This window comes from Inquilinus sp. NPDC058860 (genome assembly GCF_042743185.1).
In the GTDB taxonomy this organism is placed as follows: Bacteria; Pseudomonadota; Alphaproteobacteria; order DSM-16000; family Inquilinaceae; genus Inquilinus.
Genome location: NZ_JBHYMS010000065.1, coordinates 1 through 21,102, shown reverse-complemented (window position 1 = coordinate 21,102; position 21,102 = coordinate 1). Strand labels below are relative to the sequence as shown.

General features: G+C 69.8%; 18 protein-coding genes and 1 pseudogene. 10 read left to right on the top strand and 9 right to left on the bottom strand.

What is annotated here, in order from left to right:
* Positions 1-82 precede the first annotated feature (82 nt).
* From ACFW16_RS30715 to ACFW16_RS30685, 7 genes are all read right to left on the bottom strand, one after another.
* Positions 83-1,534, bottom strand: a complete 1,452-nt coding sequence (locus tag ACFW16_RS30715) for a hypothetical protein (protein WP_380312443.1) — start codon at positions 1,532-1,534, stop codon at positions 83-85.
* 140 nt (positions 1,535-1,674) lie between these two features.
* Complete coding sequence (locus ACFW16_RS30710) at positions 1,675-2,892, bottom strand: MFS transporter (protein ID WP_380312440.1); 1,218 nt, start codon at positions 2,890-2,892, stop codon at positions 1,675-1,677.
* 62 nt (positions 2,893-2,954) lie between these two features.
* Positions 2,955-3,914, bottom strand: a complete 960-nt coding sequence (locus ACFW16_RS30705) for an arginase family protein (RefSeq protein WP_380312438.1) — start codon at positions 3,912-3,914, stop codon at positions 2,955-2,957.
* Positions 3,915-3,954: 40 nt separating this feature from the next.
* Entirely contained in the window at positions 3,955-5,214 is a 1,260-nt protein-coding gene (locus tag ACFW16_RS30700) for an NAD(P)/FAD-dependent oxidoreductase (protein ID WP_380312436.1), read from the bottom strand.
* A gap of 142 nt (positions 5,215-5,356) precedes the next feature.
* Positions 5,357-6,268, bottom strand: a complete 912-nt coding sequence (locus ACFW16_RS30695) for a dihydrodipicolinate synthase family protein (RefSeq protein ID WP_380312434.1) — start codon at positions 6,266-6,268, stop codon at positions 5,357-5,359.
* A 24-nt stretch (positions 6,269-6,292) separates the two neighbouring features.
* On the bottom strand, positions 6,293-7,999 hold the full coding sequence (locus tag ACFW16_RS30690; RefSeq protein ID WP_380312432.1) for an IlvD/Edd family dehydratase: 1,707 nt from the start codon (positions 7,997-7,999) through the stop codon (positions 6,293-6,295).
* Positions 8,000-8,077: 78 nt separating this feature from the next.
* Positions 8,078-9,043, bottom strand: coding sequence for a helix-turn-helix transcriptional regulator (locus tag ACFW16_RS30685; RefSeq protein WP_380312429.1), 966 nt, complete (start codon positions 9,041-9,043; stop codon positions 8,078-8,080).
* Positions 9,044-9,134: 91 nt separating this feature from the next.
* Here ACFW16_RS30685 and ACFW16_RS30680 point away from each other — a divergent pair, with 91 nt between their 5' ends.
* The 4 genes and pseudogenes from ACFW16_RS30680 to ACFW16_RS30665 form a co-directional block, all read left to right on the top strand.
* Positions 9,135-9,668, top strand: a complete 534-nt coding sequence (locus ACFW16_RS30680; RefSeq protein ID WP_380312427.1) for a DUF1579 domain-containing protein — start codon at positions 9,135-9,137, stop codon at positions 9,666-9,668.
* An 84-nt stretch (positions 9,669-9,752) separates the two neighbouring features.
* The gene (locus ACFW16_RS30675) at positions 9,753-9,959 is read left to right on the top strand and encodes a hypothetical protein (protein ID WP_380312425.1); all 207 of its coding nucleotides are present in this window, start codon (positions 9,753-9,755) and stop codon (positions 9,957-9,959) included.
* Between the two features lie 6 nt (positions 9,960-9,965).
* On the top strand, positions 9,966-10,460 hold the full coding sequence (locus ACFW16_RS30670; protein ID WP_380312423.1) for a GNAT family N-acetyltransferase: 495 nt from the start codon (positions 9,966-9,968) through the stop codon (positions 10,458-10,460).
* Positions 10,457-10,888, top strand: a pseudogene (locus ACFW16_RS30665) (GNAT family N-acetyltransferase); the annotation flags it as partial. The gene ACFW16_RS30670 and the pseudogene ACFW16_RS30665, both read left to right, overlap by 4 nt.
* Positions 10,889-10,965: 77 nt before the next feature.
* Here the strand turns inward: ACFW16_RS30665 and ACFW16_RS30660 are convergent.
* Complete coding sequence (locus ACFW16_RS30660) at positions 10,966-11,667, bottom strand: glutathione S-transferase family protein (RefSeq protein WP_380312420.1); 702 nt, start codon at positions 11,665-11,667, stop codon at positions 10,966-10,968.
* A gap of 90 nt (positions 11,668-11,757) precedes the next feature.
* On the opposite strand from ACFW16_RS30660, the gene ACFW16_RS30655 reads away from it, so the two are divergent.
* Positions 11,758-12,390 (top strand): TetR/AcrR family transcriptional regulator, encoded by a 633-nt coding sequence (locus ACFW16_RS30655; RefSeq protein WP_380312417.1) that lies wholly within the window; start codon positions 11,758-11,760, stop codon positions 12,388-12,390.
* Here ACFW16_RS30655 and ACFW16_RS30650 read toward each other — a convergent pair.
* A complete protein-coding gene (locus ACFW16_RS30650) occupies positions 12,357-15,125 on the bottom strand; it encodes a N,N-dimethylformamidase beta subunit family domain-containing protein (protein ID WP_380312415.1) in 2,769 nt (922 codons plus the stop codon). The two genes, ACFW16_RS30655 and ACFW16_RS30650, sit on opposite strands and share 34 nt — an antisense overlap.
* A gap of 270 nt (positions 15,126-15,395) precedes the next feature.
* Here ACFW16_RS30650 and ACFW16_RS30645 point away from each other — a divergent pair, with 270 nt between their 5' ends.
* The 5 genes from ACFW16_RS30645 to ACFW16_RS30625 are packed head-to-tail and all read left to right on the top strand — an operon-like array spanning position 15,396 to position 20,933.
* A complete protein-coding gene (locus ACFW16_RS30645; RefSeq protein ID WP_380312413.1) occupies positions 15,396-16,547 on the top strand; it encodes an ROK family protein in 1,152 nt (383 codons plus the stop codon).
* A gap of 56 nt (positions 16,548-16,603) precedes the next feature.
* Positions 16,604-17,842, top strand: a complete 1,239-nt coding sequence (locus ACFW16_RS30640) for an ABC transporter substrate-binding protein (protein ID WP_380312411.1) — start codon at positions 16,604-16,606, stop codon at positions 17,840-17,842.
* Positions 17,843-17,846: 4 nt separating this feature from the next.
* Positions 17,847-18,770, top strand: a complete 924-nt coding sequence (locus ACFW16_RS30635) for a carbohydrate ABC transporter permease (protein WP_380312408.1) — start codon at positions 17,847-17,849, stop codon at positions 18,768-18,770.
* Entirely contained in the window at positions 18,767-19,618 is an 852-nt protein-coding gene (locus ACFW16_RS30630) for a carbohydrate ABC transporter permease (protein ID WP_380312406.1), read from the top strand. The genes ACFW16_RS30635 and ACFW16_RS30630 overlap by 4 nt, the downstream gene beginning before the upstream one ends.
* 40 nt (positions 19,619-19,658) lie before the next feature.
* Positions 19,659-20,933 (top strand): Gfo/Idh/MocA family protein, encoded by a 1,275-nt coding sequence (locus ACFW16_RS30625; RefSeq protein ID WP_380312404.1) that lies wholly within the window; start codon positions 19,659-19,661, stop codon positions 20,931-20,933.
* Positions 20,934-21,102 lie beyond the last annotated feature (169 nt).

The window sequence follows — 21,102 nt, the reverse complement described above, 5'->3', positions numbered from 1 at the left end:
TTTGGGCTCATCGCCGTCATTCGATGCTATCGGAATTAATGGGTCCTGACCCTGGGTTCGTTGCGGGCGAACCCGACCTGCTTCAGAACTGGATGCTCGGCTTGCCCGCGAAGCGGCCGCCCGCGTCGATCCCGTAGTGGCCGAGCAGGCTGGGCACGAAGTCGATCGTCGATATCTGCGTTCTCGCCGTGCCCGGCGAGATGGGCCTGGCCTCGCCGGGCTGGTGAATGAACAGGGTGCCGCCGCGCACATGTTGCGCCGTGCAATTCACATTGTCCTCATGCGCCATCATGCCGAAGCCGATGTCTTCAAAGGGGATCTTTTGGTTGCCATGAAATGCAAAATTGTCACCCTTATAATTGTCGATCGAAACATAGACGTGAATATAGTCATCCTTGATGTCGAAGCAGAGCGGCTTGTCAGGTCTGGGGGAGCACACCATGCGGTGGTCACCGATGCGGATATTTTCCAGCTTTGATTGGATTTCGTCGCGTGACGGGTGATTTCCCTGCATCCGGATCGAAACGCAGGGCACCATCGCAGGGGCGCTCGCCCAATGGGCACGGTCAACCCCCAGGGCATCCATCAGCTTTTCGACGCTCACGATGGTCAGAAACTCATCCGTCCGGCCGAAGCGGATGGCTGCCTGACCAAGGCTTGATGCCATCACGATCCCGTATTCAGGGTTACGCTCCACGAACTTCATGAATTTTCTGATTATTCCCTCCAACTTTGCCATCGCGAAGGAAATTTCGCCCTTGTATTTCCCGATCCAATCGACCTCGACCTGTTCACGATAGTCTTCCGGGAACTGCGCCGCCCAATAGCGGTGCATCGCCGCGGCGACATGATTGGTATAGAAGGTCGCAAAATCCGGTTTGGTCCGTTCCAGATTGTGCAGAAAGAGATCGGCCATGATCACGGGCTGGAAGGATCGTCGCCGGATCCGCTTGTAGGGCTTGAAGCGCTCCTCGACGAGGAAGCCGAGAATCTGCCCTGCGGTGTTCATGGACAGCTTCGGCGCCACCTTGCCCAGAAATCCGCCCAATGCCGAGGCCGGGCCGAACCCCATGGAGACATTGCGCGCAGAATTGCGGGTCATCACCAGGTTGAAGCGCTGAAACGTCTCGAGCTCGGGCGGCCATGCCGCTGCATCGGCAGCAAAATAATCCGGAAGATAGAAGGCGTAGTCCTGCATGCGCGTCGGGATGGCCGAGCTGTGCAGGGAACCGAAGACACCGACGCTGCGGTTGGCCAGACGCAGCCATTCCCAGATCGGTGGATAGTCCTTCTCGACCTCGGGGGCGATCGGCTGGCCCAGATGCAGAATCCCATGGTTCCGGTCCGTCGTGCCACGATGCATCGTCGGCCAGCTGATCCAGGGATCGAGCTGCTGCTCGTCCTCGCATATCGTCTCATACTGAACACATTCAGAAAGAAACTTGGCAAGAAAGCCGGTGGGATTCTGCTCGATGTAGCGATCGAACACTCGGAACGGGATCTCATTGGCCTCAACGAAGATGATCTTCTTCATAACCCCCTCCGATATTTATCAATTATCCTATAATAGCTTCGTCAAGAGCCGAAGCGACCTCGATCATGAGAGCCGGCGAAGGCGATTTCCGGCAGCCGGCATTGGCAGCCTGCTGCGGGTCGACTCCATGGAAGCCGCGCCTATTGACCGGCGGCGATGGCCCGGCGGGGCAGCAGCAGCACGGCGCCGGCCAGGCCGATCACGGTGAAGCCGGCGCCGGCCAGGAAGGTGGCGCCGGAGCCGATCCACGTCCACAGCCCGCCCGCGAGCGCGCTGGCCAGGAGCAGCGCCAGCCCGCCGACCAGGTTGAACAGGCCGAAGCCGGTGCCGCGCCGGTCGGCCGGCACCGTCTCCGCCACCAGCGCCGCCAGCACGCCCTGGGTCAGGCCCATATGCAGGCCCCACAGCGCGGTGCCGGCCAGCACCGCCCACAGCCCGCCGTCGAGGGCCAGCACCAGGTCGGCCGCGACCAGCACGGCGAAGCCGAGGATCAGCAGCCGCTTCGGGTCGCGGCGGTCGGCCAGCACCCCGGCCGGATAGGCGGACAGGCCGTAGGCGAGGTTCATCACCACCAGCACCAGCGGCACCAGCGCCATGGCCAGCCCGGCCTCCTGCGCCCGCAGCACCAGGAAGGCCTCGCTGAACCGGGCCAGGGTCAGCACCGCCGTCACCGCCACCACGCGCCAATAGGCGCCGCCCAGCCGGCGCAGCTCGTCGCGCCGGATCGGCGACCGCGCCGCCCTGGCCGGCCGCGCCGTCTCCGGCTCGTGCACCCCGCCGATGAGGATGGAGACGGACATCACGGCCGGGATCACCGCCAGCCAGAACACCAGCTGGATGTCGCCGCCGCTGGCGAGCATCAGCCCGATCGCCAAGAGCGGCCCGGCGAAGGCGCCGACTGTGTCGAGCGACTGACGCAGCCCATAGGCGGCGCCGCGGATCGCGGGCGGCGCCAGGTCGGCGACCAGCGCGTCGCGCGGGGCGCCGCGGATGCCCTTGCCGACCCGGTCGACGAAGCGGGCCGCCAGCACCAGCCCGGCGCTGCCGGCCAGCGGGAACAGCGGCTTGGACAGGGCGCCGAGGCCGTAGCCGATCACGGCCAGCAGCTTGCGCCGGCCGAACCAGTCGCTGAGCACGCCGGAGAACACCTTGACGATCGAGGCGGTGGCCTCGGCCACGCCCTCGATCAGCCCGATCATCGCGGCGCTGGCGCCGACCGTGGTCAGCAGGAAGACCGGCAGCAGGGCGTGGATCATCTCCGACGAGACGTCCATGAACAGGCTGACGAAGCCCAGCATCCACACGCCGCGCGGAATGGCGGGCCGCGCCGCCGGCTGCACGGGAGTCTCGGCCGTCATCGGATGGTGCTCCGTCCTGTCGGTCCGGCTGGCGAAGGGCTGGCGTGGATCTGCCGCAGGCTCTAGGACCGGCGGCGGGAGGCTGTCAACGGCGCCAGCCCCTCGGCCAGCATGCCGACCAGGCCGCGCGCGCAATCGCCGTCGGGGTCCAGGTCCGGGTCGTAGATGGTGACATCGAGGCCGAGGCAGCGCGGCGAGGCCAGGAAGCCGCGCAGCAGCGCCGCCAGCGCGTCGTGATCCAGCCCCGGGCTGCCGGGCGAATCCACCGCCGGCATCACCGCCTGGTCGAGGATGTCGACGTCCAGATGCAGCCAGAACGGGATCTCCGGCGTCCGGTCCAGCACTGAGAAGCTGCGGCGCAGCGCCTGCTCATGCCCGAGCTCCAGCAGCTCGAACATGTCGATCCGGGTGATCGCGGTGTCGGCGATGTCCTCCCAGCCCCAGTCCGGGTCGCGCCCTTCGCGCTCGCCGATCTGGATCGCCCGCTCCGCCGGCACCAGCGGGTCCGGGATGCCGTCCCAGCGCAGCATCAGCGGGTCGCCGAGGCCGACCGCCAGCGCCAGGTCCATGCCGGCGGCCGAATGCAGCGGAACGTCCTCGTAGTTGCCGGGATGGCGGAAGTCGCTGTGGCCGTCGAGATGGACCAGCGCCAGCTCCGCATGCCGCCGCGCGCCGGCCAGGCAGCCGATCAGGATCGAGCAGTCGCCGCCGACCACCACCGGGACCAGCCGGTCACGCAACGCCGCGTCGACCGCATCGGCGACCTGCTGGTTGAAGCGGCGGATCGCCGGCCCGTTGCGCAGCACGGTGTCCGGCTGTTTCTCGGTGCTGTAGCGCGGCCGGTCCAGATCGACCGTGAGTGCCGGCGCCAGCCGCGCTTCCAGCCCCGCCCGGGTCAGCACCTCCGGCGCGCGCCAGGTGCCCGGCTCGTGCCCCAGCCGCAACGGGCGGAGGCCGAGATTGGACGGTGCCCGGATCAGCGCGATGCCGGCGATGCCTTCGGCCAGGATTGCATGTTCCATGGTCGCTCCCCCTCTGATTGGTTGACCAGGGTCGCCGTTCTTATTCCTCCCGCCCCCGGCCGGTGATCAGCCGGGCGCTGCGCTGACCGGTGGTGTAGATCCACAGCCAGCTCAGCGCCACGGTCAGGCGGTTGCGCAGCCCGATCAGGAAGTAGATGTGGGCGAAGCCCCAGATCCACCAGGCCAGCCAGCCGCGCAGCTTGATCCAGCCGAAATCGATCACCGCGGCGCGCTTGCCGATGGTCGCCAGGCTGCCGGCATGCTTGTAGCGGAACGGGCGCGCCTCCGCCTTGCCGGCCAGCCGGGCCCGGATGGTGTCGGCGACATGCTTGCCCTGCTGCTTGGCGGCCGGGGCGATGCCGGGCAGCGGCTGGCCGTTCCAGGCGTCGAGCCGGGCGGTGTCGCCGACCACGAAGATCTCGGGACGGCCCGGCAGCGTCAGGTCCGGCGCGACCATGACCCGGCCGGCGCGGTCGGCCTCCGCCCCCAGCCAGGCCGCGGCGGGCGAGGCCTGCACGCCCGCCGCCCAGATCACCGTCTTGGCCGGGATCCGTTCGGCCCCCAGGGCCACGCCCTCGGCGTCGCATTCGGTCACCGCGTGGCCGGTGCGGATCTCGGCGCCCAGCCGCTCCAGCGCCCTGCGCGCATAGTCGGACAGATCCTCCGGAAACGCCGCCAGCACCCGCGGCCCCGCCTCGACCAGCAGGATGCGTGCCTCCTTCGGGTCCAACGCCCGGAAGTCCCTGGCCATGGTGTGGTGCGCCAGCTCGGCGATGGTGCCGGCGATCTCCACCCCGGTGGGGCCGGCGCCGACGATGACGAAGGTCAAGAGCGCCCGGCGCGCCGCCGGGTCGGTCTCGGTCTCCGCCCGCTCGAAGGCCATCAGGATCCGGCGGCGGATCGCGGTGGCGTCGTCGATGTCCTTCAGCCCGGGGGCGAAGGGCTCCCAGTCGTCATGGCCGAAATAGGCATGGCGGGCGCCGGTCGCGACCAGGAGGGTGTCGTAGGGCACGCGCTCGTCGCCCAGCTGCACCTGCCGCCCGGCCATGTCGACGCCGGTGACCTCGCCCAGGATGGTCCGCACCTCCGGCCGCCGCGCCACCAGGTGGCGCACCGGCCAGGCGATCTCCGACGGCGCCAGCGACGCGGTGGCGACCTGGTACAGGAGCGGCTGGAACAGGTGGTGGTTGCGCCGGTCGATCAGGGTGATGTCGACCGGCGCGCCCTTGAGCCGGAGCACGGCCTCAAGCCCGCCGAAACCGGCGCCGATGATGACCACGCGGTGACGCGCTTCGGCCATGATGATCCCCTCGCCGTGAGATTCGCTCCACCGATATTGCGGTGCGGCGGGCCGGGACAACAGCGTCGCTTTGCCGCCAGGCTGGATGCGATCGCGTCAGTCTGGGCTCGCGCGCCCGCGGATCGGGGATGGAAACCCGGCCTCAGCGCCCGAACAGCCGCGGATATTCGGTCCCAGCCAGCGCCTCGCGCAGGGTCCGGCGCTCGGCCTCGGTCAGGGGGCGCAGCGGCGGGTGCGGCCGGCGCCAGGCGGCGTCGCCATGGATCTCGGCCACCGTGTCCTTCACCGCCGCCACCAGGGTGACGGTGCTGAGCGCCGCCCGCACCGCCCCCGCGGCGGCCACCGCGGCCTCGGCCTCCGGGGTGCCGGCCTGGTGCCAGGCGATCCGCGCCAGCGGGCCGGTGACGTTGGTGGTGGCCGAGATGCAGCCGGCGAAGCCGCGCGCCTTCGCCAGGCCCAGCGTCGCCTCGGAGCTCGGGAACACGGCGATGCCCGGCACCCGCTTGGCCAGCTCGGTCGAATAGGCGATGTCGCCGGAGGAATCCTTCAGCCCGGCCAGCGTGTCCCCATGACGTTCGGCCAGCGCCGCCACCACCTCGATCGGCCAGGGCACGCCGGTGTTCTGCGGGATGTGATAGAGGTAGAGGCCCAGCCCCTCGGCCCCGACCCGCTCGATCACCGTGCCGACGTAAGCGACGAGGCTCTCGTCGTCGATGCCCTTGTAGTAGAAGGGCGGCAGCAGCAGCGCCCCGGCGAAGCCCAGCGCCTTGGCCTCCGCCGTCAGCCGCACCGCATCCGCCAGCGCCGAGGCGCCGGTGCCGACCATGAAGCGCTGCATCGGCAGGCCGGATTCGGCCACCGCCCGCATCGCCGCCAGGCGCTGCTCGACCGAGAAGGAGGTCGCCTCGCCGGTGGTGCCGAGCAGGTTGACGGCGTCGCAGCCGCCGTCGCCGAGCAGCCAGCGGCAATGCGCGACCAGCTTCGCATGATCGATGGAGAGGTCGTCGCGCAACGGCGTGGCGGCGGCGGCGATGACGCCGGACAGTCTCGGCATGGCAGGCACCCTCAGTCGGTCGGTTCAGCCGGCCTTCCGGCCCGGCACCAGGAAGTCGAAGTCGCAGCCCTCGTCGGCCTGCAGCACGCTGTCGTGGAACAGCCGGGCATAGCCGCGGTCCGGCGCCGGCCTCGGCGGCGGCGCCTCGGCCGCGCGGCGGGCCAGCTCGGCCTCATCGACCAGCAGGTCGAGGCGCCGGCCGGCGGTGTCGAGCCGGATGCTGTCGCCGGTGCGGACCAGGGCCAGCGGCCCGCCGGCCGCGGATTCCGGCGTGATGTGCAGCACGATGGTGCCGAAGGCGGTGCCGCTCATCCGTGCGTCGGACAGGCGGACCATGTCCTTCACGCCCTGCTGCGCCAGCTTGCGCGGGATCGGCAGGTAGCCGGCCTCCGGCATCCCGGGCGCACCCTTCGGCCCGGCGCTGCGCAGCACCAGCACGTCGTCGGGCGCGACATCGAGAGCCGGGTCGTCGATCCGCGCCGCCATGTCCTCGACCGAATCGAACACCACCGCCCGGCCGGTGTGCTGCAGCAGCGCCGGCGTCGCCGCCGACTGCTTGATCACCGCGCCGCGCGGGCACAGGTTGCCCTGCAGCACCGCCATCGCTCCCTGGGCCTTCAGCGGGTTCGACCGCGGCCGGATCACCGCTTCGTCGCGCCACTCGCCGGGCTGCGGCAGCGTGTCGGCCAGGGTGCCGCCGGCCACGGTCGGCACGGTCAGGTCCAGGAGGTCGCGCAGCTCCGCCAGCAGATGCGGCACGCCGCCGGCATGATGGAAATGCTCCATGTAATGCGTGCCGGAGGGCTTGAGGTCGATCAGCACCGGCGTCTCGCGCCCGATCCGGTCGAACTCGGCGTAGTCCAGAGGCTGCCCGACCCGGCCGGCGATGGCGGCCAGATGCACCAGCCCGTTGGTCGACCCGCCGACCGCCTGCAGCGCCACCATGGCGTTGTGGAAGGCGCCGGGGACCAGGATCTCGGATGGCCTCGGCCCGCCGGACACCGCCATCCGCGCCGCCGCCTGGCCGGTGGCCTCGGCGCAGCGGATGCGGTCGGCATGGGTGGCCGGGATGGCGGCGGCGCCGGGCAGCGACAGGCCCAGCGTCTCGGCCAGGATCGCCATGGTGCTGGCGGTGCCCATCACCATGCAGGTGCCGACCGACGGCGCCAGCCGGCCGTTCACCGCCTCGATCTCCTCATCGTCGATCTCGCCGGCCCGCCAGCGCCCCCACAGCCGCCGGCAGTCGGTGCAGGCGCCCAGCACCTCGCCCTTGTGGTGGCCGACCACCATAGGGCCGGTGGGCAGCACGATCGCAGGCCTGTCGGCGCTGGCCGCGGCCATGATCTGGGCGGGCACGGTCTTGTCGCAGCCGCCGATCAGCACCACCGCGTCCATCGGCTGGGCGCGGATCATCTCCTCCGTGTCCATCGCCATCAGGTTGCGCAGGAACATGCTGGTCGGGTGGGCGAAGGATTCGTGGATCGAGATGGTCGGGAACGCCATCGGCATGCCGCCCGCCAGCATCACCCCGCGCTTCACCGCCTCGATCAGCGCCGGCACGTTGCCGTGGCACGGGTTGAAGTCGCTGCCGGTGTCGACGATGCCGATGATCGGCCGGTCCAGCGCGTCGTCGGAATAGCCCATGGCCTTGATGAAGGCCTTGCGCAGGAACAGCGAGAACCCGGCATCGCCGTAGCTGGTCAGGCCCTTCCGCAGGCCGCGCTCGTTCATCGCACACTCTCTCGCTGGCGGGCCGGGCCGTCCGGGCGGCGCGGCATCGGCCGGACGGTAGGCCGCCGGTCGGGATTGTCAATGCTCCTTGTCATACAACTTCGTCACCCGACGGGCGCCGTCGGCCAGGGCCTGCCGCAGTTCGGGCGGGTCCAGCACCTCGATCGTGTCGGTGAAGCCCAGCAGCAGCCGGGCGGCGTGGCCGACGCCCTCGATCGGCACCGTCGCCTGGCGCCAGCCCGCCGCATCCGGCTCCGCCTGCCGCACCGCCTCGGCCGCGTCGGCGCCGAGCCGGTCGAGCAGCGGCAGCGCCTCGGGCGAGACGCGCAGCACCGCCTCGGCCCGGCGCAGCTCGCGGGCGAAGCGCTGCAGCGAGTCCCGCCACTGCGCCGCCAGGTCGAAGCCGGGGGGATACTCGAAGCCATCCGGCAGCACGTCCAGGTCCAGCACCTTGGCGACCTTGTAGGTGCGGATGTCGGCCCCGGTCCGCGCCATCAGGTACCAGGCGCCGGCCTTGAGCACGAGGCCGAGCGGGTCGACCGTGCGCCGCACCGTGGCCGACCAGCTCTCGTAGCGGATCACCAGCCGGCGCTGGCCCCAGACCGCCCGCGCGATCGCCGGCAGGTGCGGCGGCGGCTCGGCCCGGCGGTACCAGTCGACCGGGTCGAGGTGGAAGCGGTCGCCGACGCGGGCCGCGCCCTCCCCCGCCGCCCGCGGTACCGCCGCGAGCAGCTTGAGGCGCGCCGCCGCCAGCGGCTCGGCCAGGCCGAGATCCGCCGCCGGCCCGGGCAGCCCGGCCAGCAGCAGGGTCTCGGCCTCGCTCGCGGTCATCCCGGTCAGCCGGGTGCGGTAGCCGTCGAGCAGGGCGAAGCCGCCGCCCGGCCCGCGGTCGGCATAGACCGGCACGCCGGCGGCCGAAAGCTCGTCGATGTCGCGGTAGACGGTGCGGACCGACACCTCGAACTCCGCCGCCAGCGCCTGGGCGGTCAGGCGGCCGCGGGACTGCAGCAGCAGCAGGATCGACAGCAGGCGGTTGGCGCGCATGAAGCGAGCATAGCCGAAAAAATCCTGACACTGGATGTCAGCTGGCCGCCCGCATCCTTCGCAGCATCGCCCTTTCATCCTGGAGAGACCGATGCCCGCGCTGTTCGCCAAGCCCGCCCCCGGCACCGACCCCAGCGTCCCCGATTCGCCGAGTGACGGCCGCGACGATTTCGGCCCTCTGTTCGGCCGCTGGTCGGTGTCGCACCGCCGGCTGCGCCGCCGCCTGGCCGGCGACACGCATTGGGACGAGTTCGCCGGCCATTCCGAGATGCGCCCGCTGATCGGCGGCCTGGGCACGATCGACGACAACATCCTGGAGTTGCCGGCCGGCCCCTATCGCGCCGCCACGCTGCGCCTGTTCGACGCGGAAACGACGCTGTGGTCGATCTGGTGGTTCGACGGCCGGACCCTGCACATGGACGAGGCGCCGCTGCGCGGCCGGTTCGAGAACGGCGTCGGCACCTTCTTCGGCGACGACGTCTGGGAGGGCACGCCGATCCGGGTGCGCTTCATCTGGTCGGAGATCACCGGCCGGTCGGCGCGGTGGGAGCAGGCCTTCTCGACCGATGGCGGCGCGAGCTGGGAGACCAACTGGATCATGCGCTTCGAGCGGACCGGCGACTGACGGACATCGAAAATCCTGGGCAGCGATCCCGCGATGGTCCAGAACCGGCGTCGAAGACAGCCGGCGACACGGGGAAGGACCGGGATGGACGAGACCAGGATCGATCGCGAAGCCATGGGGCGCCTGGCCAAGGCAGTGGCCTTCATCTGCGGGGCGGACAATGCGACCGCGCTGGCCCTGAAGGCCGCGGCGGAGAGCGGATCCGACAGCGACATCAAGAAGGCCCGGACGCTGTTCCTGAAGCTGAAGCCGGGCGACCGCAAGGCCGCCCTGACCATGCTGGACACCTGAGGCGGCATGATCAGGGACCAGCAGCCGGAAGACGATTCGACGGTGCGCCGGCTGGTCGAGGACGCGTTCCGCGGCCGGCCCTACAGCGACGGTCGAGAGCCGGCCATCGTCGAGGCGCTGCGGGCCGCCGGGGCGCTGACGGTCGCGCTGGTGGCCGAGGAGGACGGCGAGATCGTCGGCCAGGTCGCCTTCTCGCCCGTCGCCATCGATGGCGCCGTGCGGGACTGGTATGGGCTCGGCCCCGTGGCGGTCCGGCCCGACCGGCAGGGCCGGGGCATCGGCCAGGCCCTGATCCGCGCCGGCCTCGACCGAATCCGCGCCCTCGGGGCCCGGGGCTGCGTCCTGGCCGGCGCGCCCGGTTACTACGGCCGCTTCGGCTTCGCCGCTGAATCGAGACTGCAGTCGCCCGGAATCCCGCCCCAGTACTTCCTGGCGCTGCCCTTCGGCGCGGAGGTGCCTGGCGGGACGGTGACGTTCCACGAGGCGTTCGACGTCGCATGACCATTCTCCACACGCCCCGCCTGCGCCTGGAACCCTATGCGGAGCGGCACTTCGACGGCCTGCTGGCGCTGAATTCCGATCCGACGGTGATGCGCTATGTCGGCGGCACGACCGACACGGCGGAGGATGTCCGCGCCGGCATCGCCCGGGTGCAGGCGCGCTGGGCCGCCCAGGGCTTCTCCTGGTGGGCCTTCCTGCTCGCCGGGTCGGACGAGGTGATCGGCGCCGGCTGCGTCCAGCACATCGAGAACGACCCGGCCCAGCCGCTGGAGATCGGCTGGCGGCTGCGGCCGGACCATTGGGGCCGGGGCCTGGCGACCGAGGCGGCACGGGCCATGGCCGATTTCGCCTTCACCACGCTGCGGGCACCCTGCCTGTACGGCGTGGCCGATCCCGGCAACGCCGCCTCGATACGGGTGATGCAGCGGCTGGGCATGCGCAGCATCGGCCTCGAGCAACACTACGGCACCGAATGCGCGGTCTGGCGGCTGGACGCGCCCGGCCGTCAACCCCGAGCGCAGGGCGCCGCCCGGGCCATGCCGTCGAAGGCGTCGAGCAGCCGGTCGCGCCAGGCGAAGACCGGGTCGTCCGGCTGCAGCAGCTCGACCGGGCTGGTGCAGCGGGCCCACATGAACATGCCGAAGACGCAGTAATCGGCATAGGCCGGCTGCGCCCCGGACAGGAACGGGTCCTGCGCCAGCGCCCGGCGCAAAGGGGTCAGCGCCTGCGTGAGCGTCGCCATATGGGCCGGCCGGTCGGCCACAACCTCCTCCAGCCTCTGGCCGAAGCGCTGCTCGCGCGAGCTGCGGAAATAGCCGAGATCGCGCTCGTCCAGGCAGTCGAAGATCTCGACCAGGATGATCCGGGCGATCGCCGGGCTCAGCACGGCATCGGCCCAGCCGTTGACGAAGCGCGCCAGGGGCACGGCGGCGGCGGCGCCGAACAGCGACGGCCGGTCGGGAAACCGCTCCTCGAGATGCAGCGCGATCCGCCAGGAGTCGCAGACGGTCTCGCCGTCATGCACCAGCACCGGCACCAGCCCCTGGCCGGAGAAGGCGATCGCCTCCTTCTCGGTGAATCGCCAGGGCATCCGCTCCGCCTCCAGCCCCTTATGGGCCAGGGCCATGCGGGTCTTCCAGCAATGCGGGCTGAAGCGCAGCGCGGCGTCGGCGCCGGCCAGTTCGTAGAGGGTGAGGGTGTCGGGCATCGTCTTGGCCTGTTGCAGTCTCGCCGCCGGCTGTATCTTTGACAAACGCGTCAAGTTTGACAACCCCGTCAAGAATGATCCGAGGCGGTGATGGCCGGCGTGCGGCAGTTCGATGAAAGCGAGATGCTGGCGGAGGCGCTGGGCGTGTTCTGGCGCAAGGGGCTGAGCGCCACCACCATGCAGGACATCGCCCAGGCGACCGGCGTGCTGCGCGGCTCGCTCTACAACGCCTATGGCGGCAAGGAGGAGATCTTCCTGCTGGCCTTCGACGCCTATGTCGGGCGGTTCCTGGCCGCCATCCGGCAGGCCATGGAGTCGAGGCCCGACCCGGAACAGGCGCTGCGGACCCTGTTCGACGCCGCCATCGCCAGCATGACCAGCGGCTCTCCCGCACGCGGCTGCCTGAGCACCAAGACAGCGACGGAGCCGGCGGCGCTGGACGATCCGCGGCTGCAGACGCGGCTGCGCGGCATGCTGGACGAGCTGCGCCGCATCGTCCTGGCCGCGCTGTCGACCGACGCGGCCCGCGCCCGGCTGGCGGTGTCGCCGGAGGAGGCCGCGGACCTGGTCGTCACCTTCACCCGCGGCCTGGCGGTGATGGAGCGCGTCTACCGGGACGCCGGCCATCTGGAGCGGATCGCGGCGGCGCTGGTGCGGACGCTGTTTCCCGACCCGCGCCGCCGACCCGTTCAATCCGGCACGAAGATCACATCCACCCAGTAGTTGGTGGCGTTGAACGTGTTGTTCGGGAAGCTGCCCGCCGCGCCGTAGCTGTACACGCCGTTCCCGCCGGCCGCCGCATCCGACGGCGCGGTCAGCGGGCCGTTGGTATGCGCCGAAGCGAAATAGGCGCCGTTGGCGGAGTAGAACCCGTTCGAGTGGTACGAGACGATGTAGGTCGTGCCCGGAGAGATCGCGACCGGGCTGGTGAGATAGGCCGTCTGCCAGCCGCTCGCCGTCTCGCCGCTGAAGGTCACGGTCGCCAGCAGCGAACCTGCCCCCGTCCACAGCCGGCCCTGATGCGCCCCGGTGTTCTGCGGCCCCTTGTAGAAGCGGATGCCGGCAATCGTCCCCGCGGCGCTGGTGGTGAACTTGACCCCGAGCTCCACCGCCGACGGATCGGCGACGGTGATGGTCGCCGGGACGTCGGACAGGGAGAACAGGCTGTCTCCCACCGGTGCCGCGCCCGGTTCGAACATCACGTCGATCCAGTAGTTCGATCCCTGGAAGCTGGTGTTCGGAAAGGACGAGGAGGGACCATAGGCAAAGACGCCGTTGCCGACGTCGGCATCCGCCAGAGCGGTCAGCGGGCCGCTGGTGTGCCCGCTCGCAAGGCCGTTGGCATCGGCCGAATAGAAGCCGTTGGTGTGGTAGGACGCGACATAGATCGTACCGGCGGTGATCGCCACCGGCGTTCCGAAGGCCGCCGTCTGCCAGCCGGTCGGGATCTCGTCCGCGAAGGCCGCGCTGGCGAGGAGCGTGCCGTCGCTGGACCAGAGATTGCCGGTGTGCGGCCCCTCGTTCTGCAGGCCCTTGTAGAATTTCAGGCCGGCGACCGTGCCGTTCACGGTGGAGAGGAACTTCACGCCCAGCTCCACCCCGTTCGGGTCCTGGATGAAGACCGTGGCCGGCTGCTGGCCGAAGCCCCAGAGGCCGACGGTCGGGGCCGCGGAGACCGTCACCGCGACCCCGCTGCCGGGCGTCTCCATATTGGCGCTGTCGTCGGTGGCGCGTGACTTCAGCGTGTAGGTCCCCGCCACCTGGGCGGTCCATTTGCAGGTCCAGCTCGTGGTGCCCGTCGCCTTGCGCCAGGTGGCGCCGCCGTCGAGCGAGACCTCGACACCGGCGACCACGCCGCCGCCGGCATCGGTCGCCGTGCCGGCGATGACCACTCGCTGGCCTTCCGCCCAGGTCGTGCCGGCCGCCGGCGAGGTGATGGTCGAGCTCGGCGGGGTCGTGTCGGTCGAGGCCGTGGCGGCGACGAGGCCCGGCTGCAGCGTGGCCGGCTGCACCCCCATGTCGGCGAACAGGTTGACCGTCACCTGCTGGACGATCGGGTCCGCGGGGGTGGGCTCGTTGTCGTGGTTCGGGTCGAGCCCCCAGACCCAGTAGACCGTGCCGGCGCCGAACACGAGGGCGCCGCTGGGCGCGCGGTACAGCGTCAGGCTGTGCACGGCATCCTTGGTGCCGATCGTCGTGCCGTAGTCGCGGAGATAGGTGCTGACGTTGACGGTCGAGAGCGACAGGTCGATCAGCCCGGCCGGCCGGGCGCCGTTGTCGCGATCCTCGTCCCATTCATAGCCGAGATAGCCGGTGACCAGCGAGCCGGTCTGGCCCGGCTGCAGGCTGGCGATCGTGGTGTTGCGCCAGAAGCGCAGCCGGGAATAGGCATAGGGAATGGCGATCGTGTCGAGCCGGTAGGAATCGACCTGGAAGATCGTGCCGGTCAGCCCGTTCTCGGGCCGGCCGCCGTCGCCGGGCGGGCTGAAGCGCGGGTCGCGCCAGCTGCCGGTCCAGACCAGGCTGGGGTCGATCTTGGCGTTGGCGCGCGATTCCTTGTAGCAGACCATGGTCCGGTACGGGGTGGAACTGCCGTCGATGCTCGGCTCCCACCGGATCTTCCAGTAGCACTCGTTGCCGCTGAAGAAGGCCAGGTGAACGCCGGCGTCCCGCGCCGCCTCGACATTGGCCCGCTGGGCGGCCGACCAGTATTCGTCATGGCCGACCGACAGGAGGATCTTGTAGGCGAGCAGCGCGGCCGCGTCGCGATCGGCATCCACGCCGGTGGCGTAGGACAGGTCGTAGCCGTTCCGTTCCAGCCACCGGATCGCCGGGTATTCGGCGCCGAAGATCCAGTCCTGCGGGCCGCTCTGGAAATCGAAGCCGCGGGTGTTGTAGGGCCGGTTGTAGCTGACCTTGTAGGCGCGGCCCGGCGGCAGGTTGCCGCCATAGAGGTTGTAGCCGCCCCAGGAGTTGTAGGCCTGCCAGGTCGTGTCGGCGGTCATGAACAGGATGTCGCTGCCGGCCCCGCCGTCGCGCACCACGAAAGGCATGTGGTTCGCGCCCGCGGTCCCGTCCTGCCGGACCAGCTTGGCGATATAGAGCCCGGTCACCGCGTCCGACGGCACCAGCCAGGATGCCAAGACCGCCCAGTTTCCGGCATCGACCAGCCCGGTGCCGAGATCGACGATCGGGTCGGGCTGCACCTGGGCCGTGGTCAGTTGCACCTGCAGCGTCGTGACCTTCCGGGCCCCGTCCTCGTTGTAATAGCCGAGACGGTAGATATCGATGCGGTAGTCCGTCGAATCCGTGTCGACCTTGAAGCTGACCGTCCCGCCGGGATCGACGCTGATGCTGGTGGCGAAGCCGACGATATTGGCGTCGCCGATCCCGTCGATATCCCATTCGCTCTGAGGATTGCCCGTCTTCTGGTTCTCGATGACGATCTTGTTCGTCATGCCCATCCCTCCGTCTTTTCGCGCCGCGGCGCGGCGCCAATATTTTCGGTGCGGAAGCAGGCGCGAAAATTTTCTTTCTGATCTTGGGAAAATTCCTATCAACGGTAACGCATGCGGGCGATTCGCGTCCTGAATTTCCCGTAAGGCGGCCTCCCTCAAAGGACGTATGCTTATTTCATAATCAGAAATTATGCGGTTGCGACATCCCGAATCATGAAATATGAGTCGATAAGGCCGCAGGGGACAGGAACAAAGTTCCACGGAGGAATGGTGGCGAAGAGCACGGGAGAGCCGGATCTGCGCGGGCGCTGGGGCGATGCCTCGGAGCTGCTGCGCCTGATCCACCGCCGCGGCGGCGCCAGCCGGATCGAGGCGGCGCGCGAGCTGGGCCTCAGCGCCTCGGCCATGACGCCCCTGGTGCGCACCCTGATCGGCCACGGCCTGCTGCGCGAGACCGGCGCCAAGGCGTCGGGCGGCGGCCGGCCGCGGATGATGCTGGATCTCGACCCCGATTATGGCACGCTGCTGGGCCTGCATCTCGGCGCCGGGTCGGCGCAGCTGGTGATCGCCGACCTGGCCGGCGCGCCGAAGCAGAGCCCGATCCCCCTGCCCGCCCCGGCCAATGACGACCCGTCGCCGCTGGTCGAGGCGCTGGAGCGGCTGCGCCGCAGGGGCGGCCCCGGCTGGGACGCCCTGGCCGCCGGCGGCGTTGTGCTGGGCGAGGTCGGGCCACGCCGGGCCGAGGTGATCGGCGCCGGCCGGCGCCTGACCGCGGCGCTGCAGGACGCCTTCGGCATCGGCGTCGCGGCCGAGACGCCGTCCAACGCCATCGTCGTCGCCGAGCGCATGCTGGGCCTGGCCCGGGCCTATGAGAACTATGCCGTCGTGAGCCTGCAGAACGAGATCGGATCCGGCATCTCGATCAACGGCGACGTCTATCGCGGCAAGGGCCAGGCCGGCGAGATCGGCCACCTGTCGCTGGCTCCCTATTCCGGCGCCGCCTGCCGCTGCGGCAAATGCGGCTGCCTGGCCTCGCTGGCCTCGCTGTCCGCGATCTCGCGCCAGGCGCTGAAGCGCGGCCTGTCCGACGACATCGCCGTGCTGGCCCATATCGCGTCGCAGGGCGACCCGGAGGCGATCGAGATCTTCGACTGCGCCGGCCGCTGGATCGGCCAGGCCCTGGCCCAGGTCGCCAACCTGTTCGACCTGGAGGCGATCGTGTTCCGGGCGCCGCAGCCGGCGCTGAACATCTACCTGCTGAAGGCGCTGAACGAGAGCTTCCGCGCCCATGGCTACAATTTCGACGAATGCCGCACCGGGATCGTCATCAGCCCCGACGAGGGCGACGGCTATCTGCGCGGTGCGGTCGGCCTGGCGCTGGACCTTCTCCTCCGCCAGGGCGGGATGAGACGCCCGCCCTGATCCTTCGGGATCGGGGCCGTTCCCAAGCCAAGCAACACCAGCCACGGGAGGCTAACATGAACCTGCGCAGCATGCGGCTCGGGCCGAGCCTTTGCGTCCTCCTCATCGCCGCCGGCCTCGCCGGGCCGGCCCTGGCCGAGGAGATCCGCTTCTTCATCCCCGGCGCCAGCGAGGAGCGGAACCAGAAGCTGCTGGGCGAGATCGTCGCCGGCTTCCAGGAGAAGAACCCGGACATCACCGTGAAGGTCGAGGGCGTGGGCTGGGACGAGGCGTTCCAGAAGCTGTCGACCGACTTCATCGCCGGCCGCGCCGCCGACGTCGCCTATATCGGCACCCGCAACGTCGCTGAGTTCTCGATGATGGGCGCGATCCGGCCGGTGGACGGGCTGGTCGACGCCGAGACGCTGGGGCGGATCCCGGAGCCCGTGCGCGTCGCGGCGCAGTTCGGCGGCAAGCAGATGGCCGTGCCGATGGCGTTCTCGACCCAGGCCCTGTACTACCGCACCGACCTGATCCCGACCCCGCCCAAGACCTGGGACGAGCTGGTGGCGACCGCCAAGGCGGTGACCGAGAAGAACCCCGGCATGTATGGCTACGCCACGGCTGCCGCCGCCCATGTCACCCTGGTCAGCCAGTTCCTGAACTTCGTCTACCAGAACGGCGGCGAAGCCTTTGATTCGTCGGGCGAAACGAAGATCAACAGCCCGGAGGCGGTGGGCGCGCTGCAGTTCTATGTCGACCTGTTCCAGAAGGACAAGGTCGTGCCCAACCCGCTGGAGCTGAACCGCGAGCAGCACCCGCCGCTGTTCGCCCAGGGCAAGATCGCGATGATGGTCAGCGGCCCCTGGGGCAAGGCGATCATGGGCCTCGATCCCGACAACAAGACCGCCCCCTACGCCGTGGCGCCGCTGCCCTGCGGCAAGGAGTGCAAGGGCGAGCTGGTCTCCGACAGCCTCGCCATCTCGGCCAGGAGCGAGCATCCCGAGGCGGCCGGCACGTTCGTCGCCTATCTGCTGCAGCCGGACATCCACGCCAAGTGGGACGCGACCAGCGGGCTGGTGCCGCTGCTGGCGGAGGAGGAGCAGATGGACACCTTCAAGACGCCGTTCTGGCAGACCTTCATCGCCATGAAGGCGAACGGCTTCGCCCAGCCGACGCCGCGGGCCTGGCAGCCCTTCGAGAAGATCATGGTCGAGGCGGTGCAGTCGGCGATCCTGGGCAAGGCGACGCCGCAGGAGGCGCTGGATGCGGCGGCGGAGAAGATCCGCAAGGCCCGCATCGAACCGCGCGCCTGACCCCGTGGTCGCGCTCGCCCCCGCCACGGCGCACCGGGCCACCCGCGCCCGCCCCTGGTCGCCGGACCGGGCGCCCTGGCCTTATCTGGCGCTGCCGCTGCTGCTGATCGTGGCGCTGCTGGGCCTGCCCGTCCTGCGCATCTTCTGGCAGTCGGTGCACCATGTGGTGCTGACCGCGCCCTGGGAGGGCAACGACTTCGTCGGGGCCGAGAACTTCCTGGCGCTGGTGCAGGAGCCGGCCTTCCTGCGGACGCTGCGGCTGACGGTGGTGTGGACCGCCTGCTCGGTGGGGGCGAAGCTGCTGATCGGCCTGGGCGGGGCGCTGCTGCTGCAGCGCCCCTTCCCCGGCCGCAAGGTCTATCTGGCGCTGCTGATGCTGCCCTGGGTGACGCCGGCGGTGATCGCCGCCATCTCCTGGCGCTGGGTGCTGGACGGCCAGTCCGGCTGGATCAACGCCGTGCTGCTGGTGACCGGCGCGATCCGCGAGCCGATCTCCTTCCTGGGCCAGGAGACCACGGCCTTCATCGCCACCGTGGCGGTCGATGCCTGGCTGGGCATCCCCTTCATGGTGGTGACGCTGATGGCCGGGCTGCAGCGCATCCCCGACGACCTTATCGAGGCGGCGCGGATCGACGGCGCCCGGCCCTTGCAGATCTTTCGCCGCATCACCCTGCCCCTGCTGCGGCCGGTGCTGATGACCTGCGTGCTCCTGTCCACCGTCTGGACCTTCAACTCCTTCCAGGTGATCTGGCCGCTGACCAAGGGCGGCCCGGCCGGCGCCACCGCCACCCTGCCGATCCAGATCTACGAGACCGCCTTCGGCAATTTCGACTTCGGCACCTCCTCGGCCATGGCGGTCGTGGTCTTCACCATCCTGATGTCGGTGTCGCTCCTGTACTGGCGCGTGCTGAAGGGGGGCGAGGAATGACGACCTCCAGCACTTTTGGGCGCCGCCTCCTGCCCGAGATCGGGCGGCATGGGGCTCTGATCCTGCTGCTGGGCTTCCTGCTGCTGCCGGTCTGGGTGATGCTGAAGACCTCCTTCACCCCTTATGACCGGCTGTATGTCTGGCCGCCGGAATTCCTGCCGCGCAGCCTGGACCTCGGCAACTACGCCCGCGCCCTGTTCGGCCAGTACCGGGTGGTCGAGGCCCTGGGCAACAGCCTGATCATCGCCGGGGCGGCCGCCGCGATCTCGACCAGCTTCGGCTTCCTGGGCGCCTACGGCCTGGCGCGGTTCCGCTTCACCGGCCGCACCGCGCTGCTGTTCCTGGTGCTGGCGACGCAGATGCTGTCGCCGGTCGTGATCGTCATCCCGCTCTACGAATTCATGATCGCGGCCGGCCTCTTGGACACCTACCTGTCGGTGATCCTGTGCGACACCGCCCTGGCCATGCCGATCGCGATCTGGCTGCTGCACGGCTTCCTCTTGGGCATCCCGCGCGAGCTGGAGGAGGCGGCGATGGTCGACGGCTGCTCGCGCCTGAAGAGCCTGTGGCACATCATCCTGCCGGTGGTCCGGCCGGGCCTGGCGATGACCGCGATCTACACCTTCATCCACGCCTGGAGCGACCTGATCTTCCCGCTGGTGATGCTGACCGACGACGGCAAATGGCCGGTCACCCTGGCCCTGACCCGCTTCGTCGGCGAGAACGTGATCCGCTGGGACTATCTGATGGCCGCCGGCGTGGTCACCACCCTGCCCGCGGCCATACTGTTCGCCCTGGTCCAGAAGCACTTCACCCGCGGCCTGACCGCCGGCGCCGTCAAGGGCTAGACCCGTCCACCTCCATCGTTCGAGCCGAAAGCCAAGACCGATGTCCAAATCCTTGAAATCCCAGCAGATCCGCGTTGCGGTGATCGGCGCCGGCAACCGCGGCATCGAGGCCTATGGCGACTATATCCGGCGCCGGCCGGACCAGGCGCGGATCGTCGCCATCGCCGACCCGCGGGCCGACCGGCTGCAGGACGCCGCCGCCCGGCACGGCCTGGGGTCCGAGCACCTCTATGCCGACTGGCGCGACCTGCTGGCGCGCGAGACCGAGCTGGATGCGGTGCTGATCACCACGCCGGACGCGCTGCATCTGGAGCCGGCGCTGGCCGCGATCCGCCGCGGCCTGGGGATCCTGCTGGAGAAGCCGATCTCGCCGACCGAGGAGGAGACCCGCACCCTGGCCGAGGCCGCGAGGGAAACAGGGGCGGATGTGACAGTCGCCCATGTGCTGCGCTACACCGCCTTCTTCTCGCGCATAAAAGAGATTCTGGACCGCGGCGTGATCGGCCGGCTGGTGACGCTGCGCCAGACCGAGCACATCGGCTACTGGCACTTCGCCCACAGCTTCGTGCGCGGCAACTGGCGGCGCGAGGAGGAGTCCAGCCCGCTGATCCTGGCCAAGACCTGCCACGACCTGGACATCATCCGCTGGCTGGCCGGAGCGCCATGCCAGGAGGTGTCTTCCTACGGCTCGCTGGCGCATTTCCGGCGCGAGAACGCGCCCGACGGGTCGACCGACCGCTGCGACGAGGGCTGCAAGGTCGAGCGCGTCTGCCCCTACTCCGCCCAGCGCATCTATCTGGAGAAGTTCAAGCCGGCCGATGCCTGGCCGCACAAGGTGCTGAGCCTGGACACCTCGCCGGACGGCATCCGCGCCGCGCTGCGCGAGGGGCCCTACGGCCGCTGCGTCTATCGCTGCGACAACGACGTGGTCGACAACCAGGTGGTGGCGATGCGCTTCGCCAACGGCGTCAGCGCCACGCTGAACGTCAGCGCCTTCACCGCCGAGAACACCCGGACATTGCATCTGATGGGCACCCATGGCGAGATCGCCGGGCATCTGGAGAAGAACGAGATCACGGTGATCGACTTCCGCACCGACGACGTCACCACGATCCGCCTGACCGTGCCCGAGGACAGCGGCCATGGCGGCGGCGACGACCGGCTGATGGCCGAGTTCCTGGGCCGGCAGATCCAGCGCCGCGGCCGCAGCCAGGTGAACGTCGCCCTGACCTCGCTGGAGGAATCGCTGGACAGCCACTTCATGGCCTTCGCCGCCGAACGCTCGCGCCGCACCGGCACCGCGATCCGGCTGTGAGGCGGATAATCCGGTGAACGGCCAGAGCAGGCCCATCCATTTGCGTTGCCTCTCCCATGTGGCCGAGGAGATCAGCAGCAGATGTCGACGCAATCCAAACGAGTCCCCCCTCCCCTTGCGGGAGGGGGGTAGGGGGAGGGGGTTCTCGCGGCTCGGGCTGGCCTGGACC

Bases quoted from the DNA above. Each gene is read 5' to 3' on its own strand.
- ACFW16_RS30715 (WP_380312443.1), bottom strand. From the start codon at position 1,534: ATGAAGAAGATCATCTTCGTTGAGGCCAATGAGATCCCGTTCCGAGTG.
- ACFW16_RS30710 (WP_380312440.1), bottom strand. From the start codon at position 2,892: ATGACGGCCGAGACTCCCGTGCAGCCGGCGGCGCGGCCCGCCATTCCG.
- ACFW16_RS30705 (WP_380312438.1), bottom strand. From the start codon at position 3,914: ATGGAACATGCAATCCTGGCCGAAGGCATCGCCGGCATCGCGCTGATC.
- ACFW16_RS30700 (WP_380312436.1), bottom strand. From the start codon at position 5,214: ATGGCCGAAGCGCGTCACCGCGTGGTCATCATCGGCGCCGGTTTCGGC.
- ACFW16_RS30695 (WP_380312434.1), bottom strand. From the start codon at position 6,268: ATGCCGAGACTGTCCGGCGTCATCGCCGCCGCCGCCACGCCGTTGCGC.
- ACFW16_RS30690 (WP_380312432.1), bottom strand. From the start codon at position 7,999: ATGAACGAGCGCGGCCTGCGGAAGGGCCTGACCAGCTACGGCGATGCC.
- ACFW16_RS30685 (WP_380312429.1), bottom strand. From the start codon at position 9,043: ATGCGCGCCAACCGCCTGCTGTCGATCCTGCTGCTGCTGCAGTCCCGC.
- ACFW16_RS30680 (WP_380312427.1), top strand. From the start codon at position 9,135: ATGCCCGCGCTGTTCGCCAAGCCCGCCCCCGGCACCGACCCCAGCGTC.
- ACFW16_RS30675 (WP_380312425.1), top strand. From the start codon at position 9,753: ATGGACGAGACCAGGATCGATCGCGAAGCCATGGGGCGCCTGGCCAAG.
- ACFW16_RS30670 (WP_380312423.1), top strand. From the start codon at position 9,966: ATGATCAGGGACCAGCAGCCGGAAGACGATTCGACGGTGCGCCGGCTG.
- ACFW16_RS30660 (WP_380312420.1), bottom strand. From the start codon at position 11,667: ATGCCCGACACCCTCACCCTCTACGAACTGGCCGGCGCCGACGCCGCG.
- ACFW16_RS30655 (WP_380312417.1), top strand. From the start codon at position 11,758: ATGGCCGGCGTGCGGCAGTTCGATGAAAGCGAGATGCTGGCGGAGGCG.
- ACFW16_RS30650 (WP_380312415.1), bottom strand. From the start codon at position 15,125: ATGACGAACAAGATCGTCATCGAGAACCAGAAGACGGGCAATCCTCAG.
- ACFW16_RS30640 (WP_380312411.1), top strand. From the start codon at position 16,604: ATGAACCTGCGCAGCATGCGGCTCGGGCCGAGCCTTTGCGTCCTCCTC.
- ACFW16_RS30630 (WP_380312406.1), top strand. From the start codon at position 18,767: ATGACGACCTCCAGCACTTTTGGGCGCCGCCTCCTGCCCGAGATCGGG.
- ACFW16_RS30625 (WP_380312404.1), top strand. From the start codon at position 19,659: ATGTCCAAATCCTTGAAATCCCAGCAGATCCGCGTTGCGGTGATCGGC.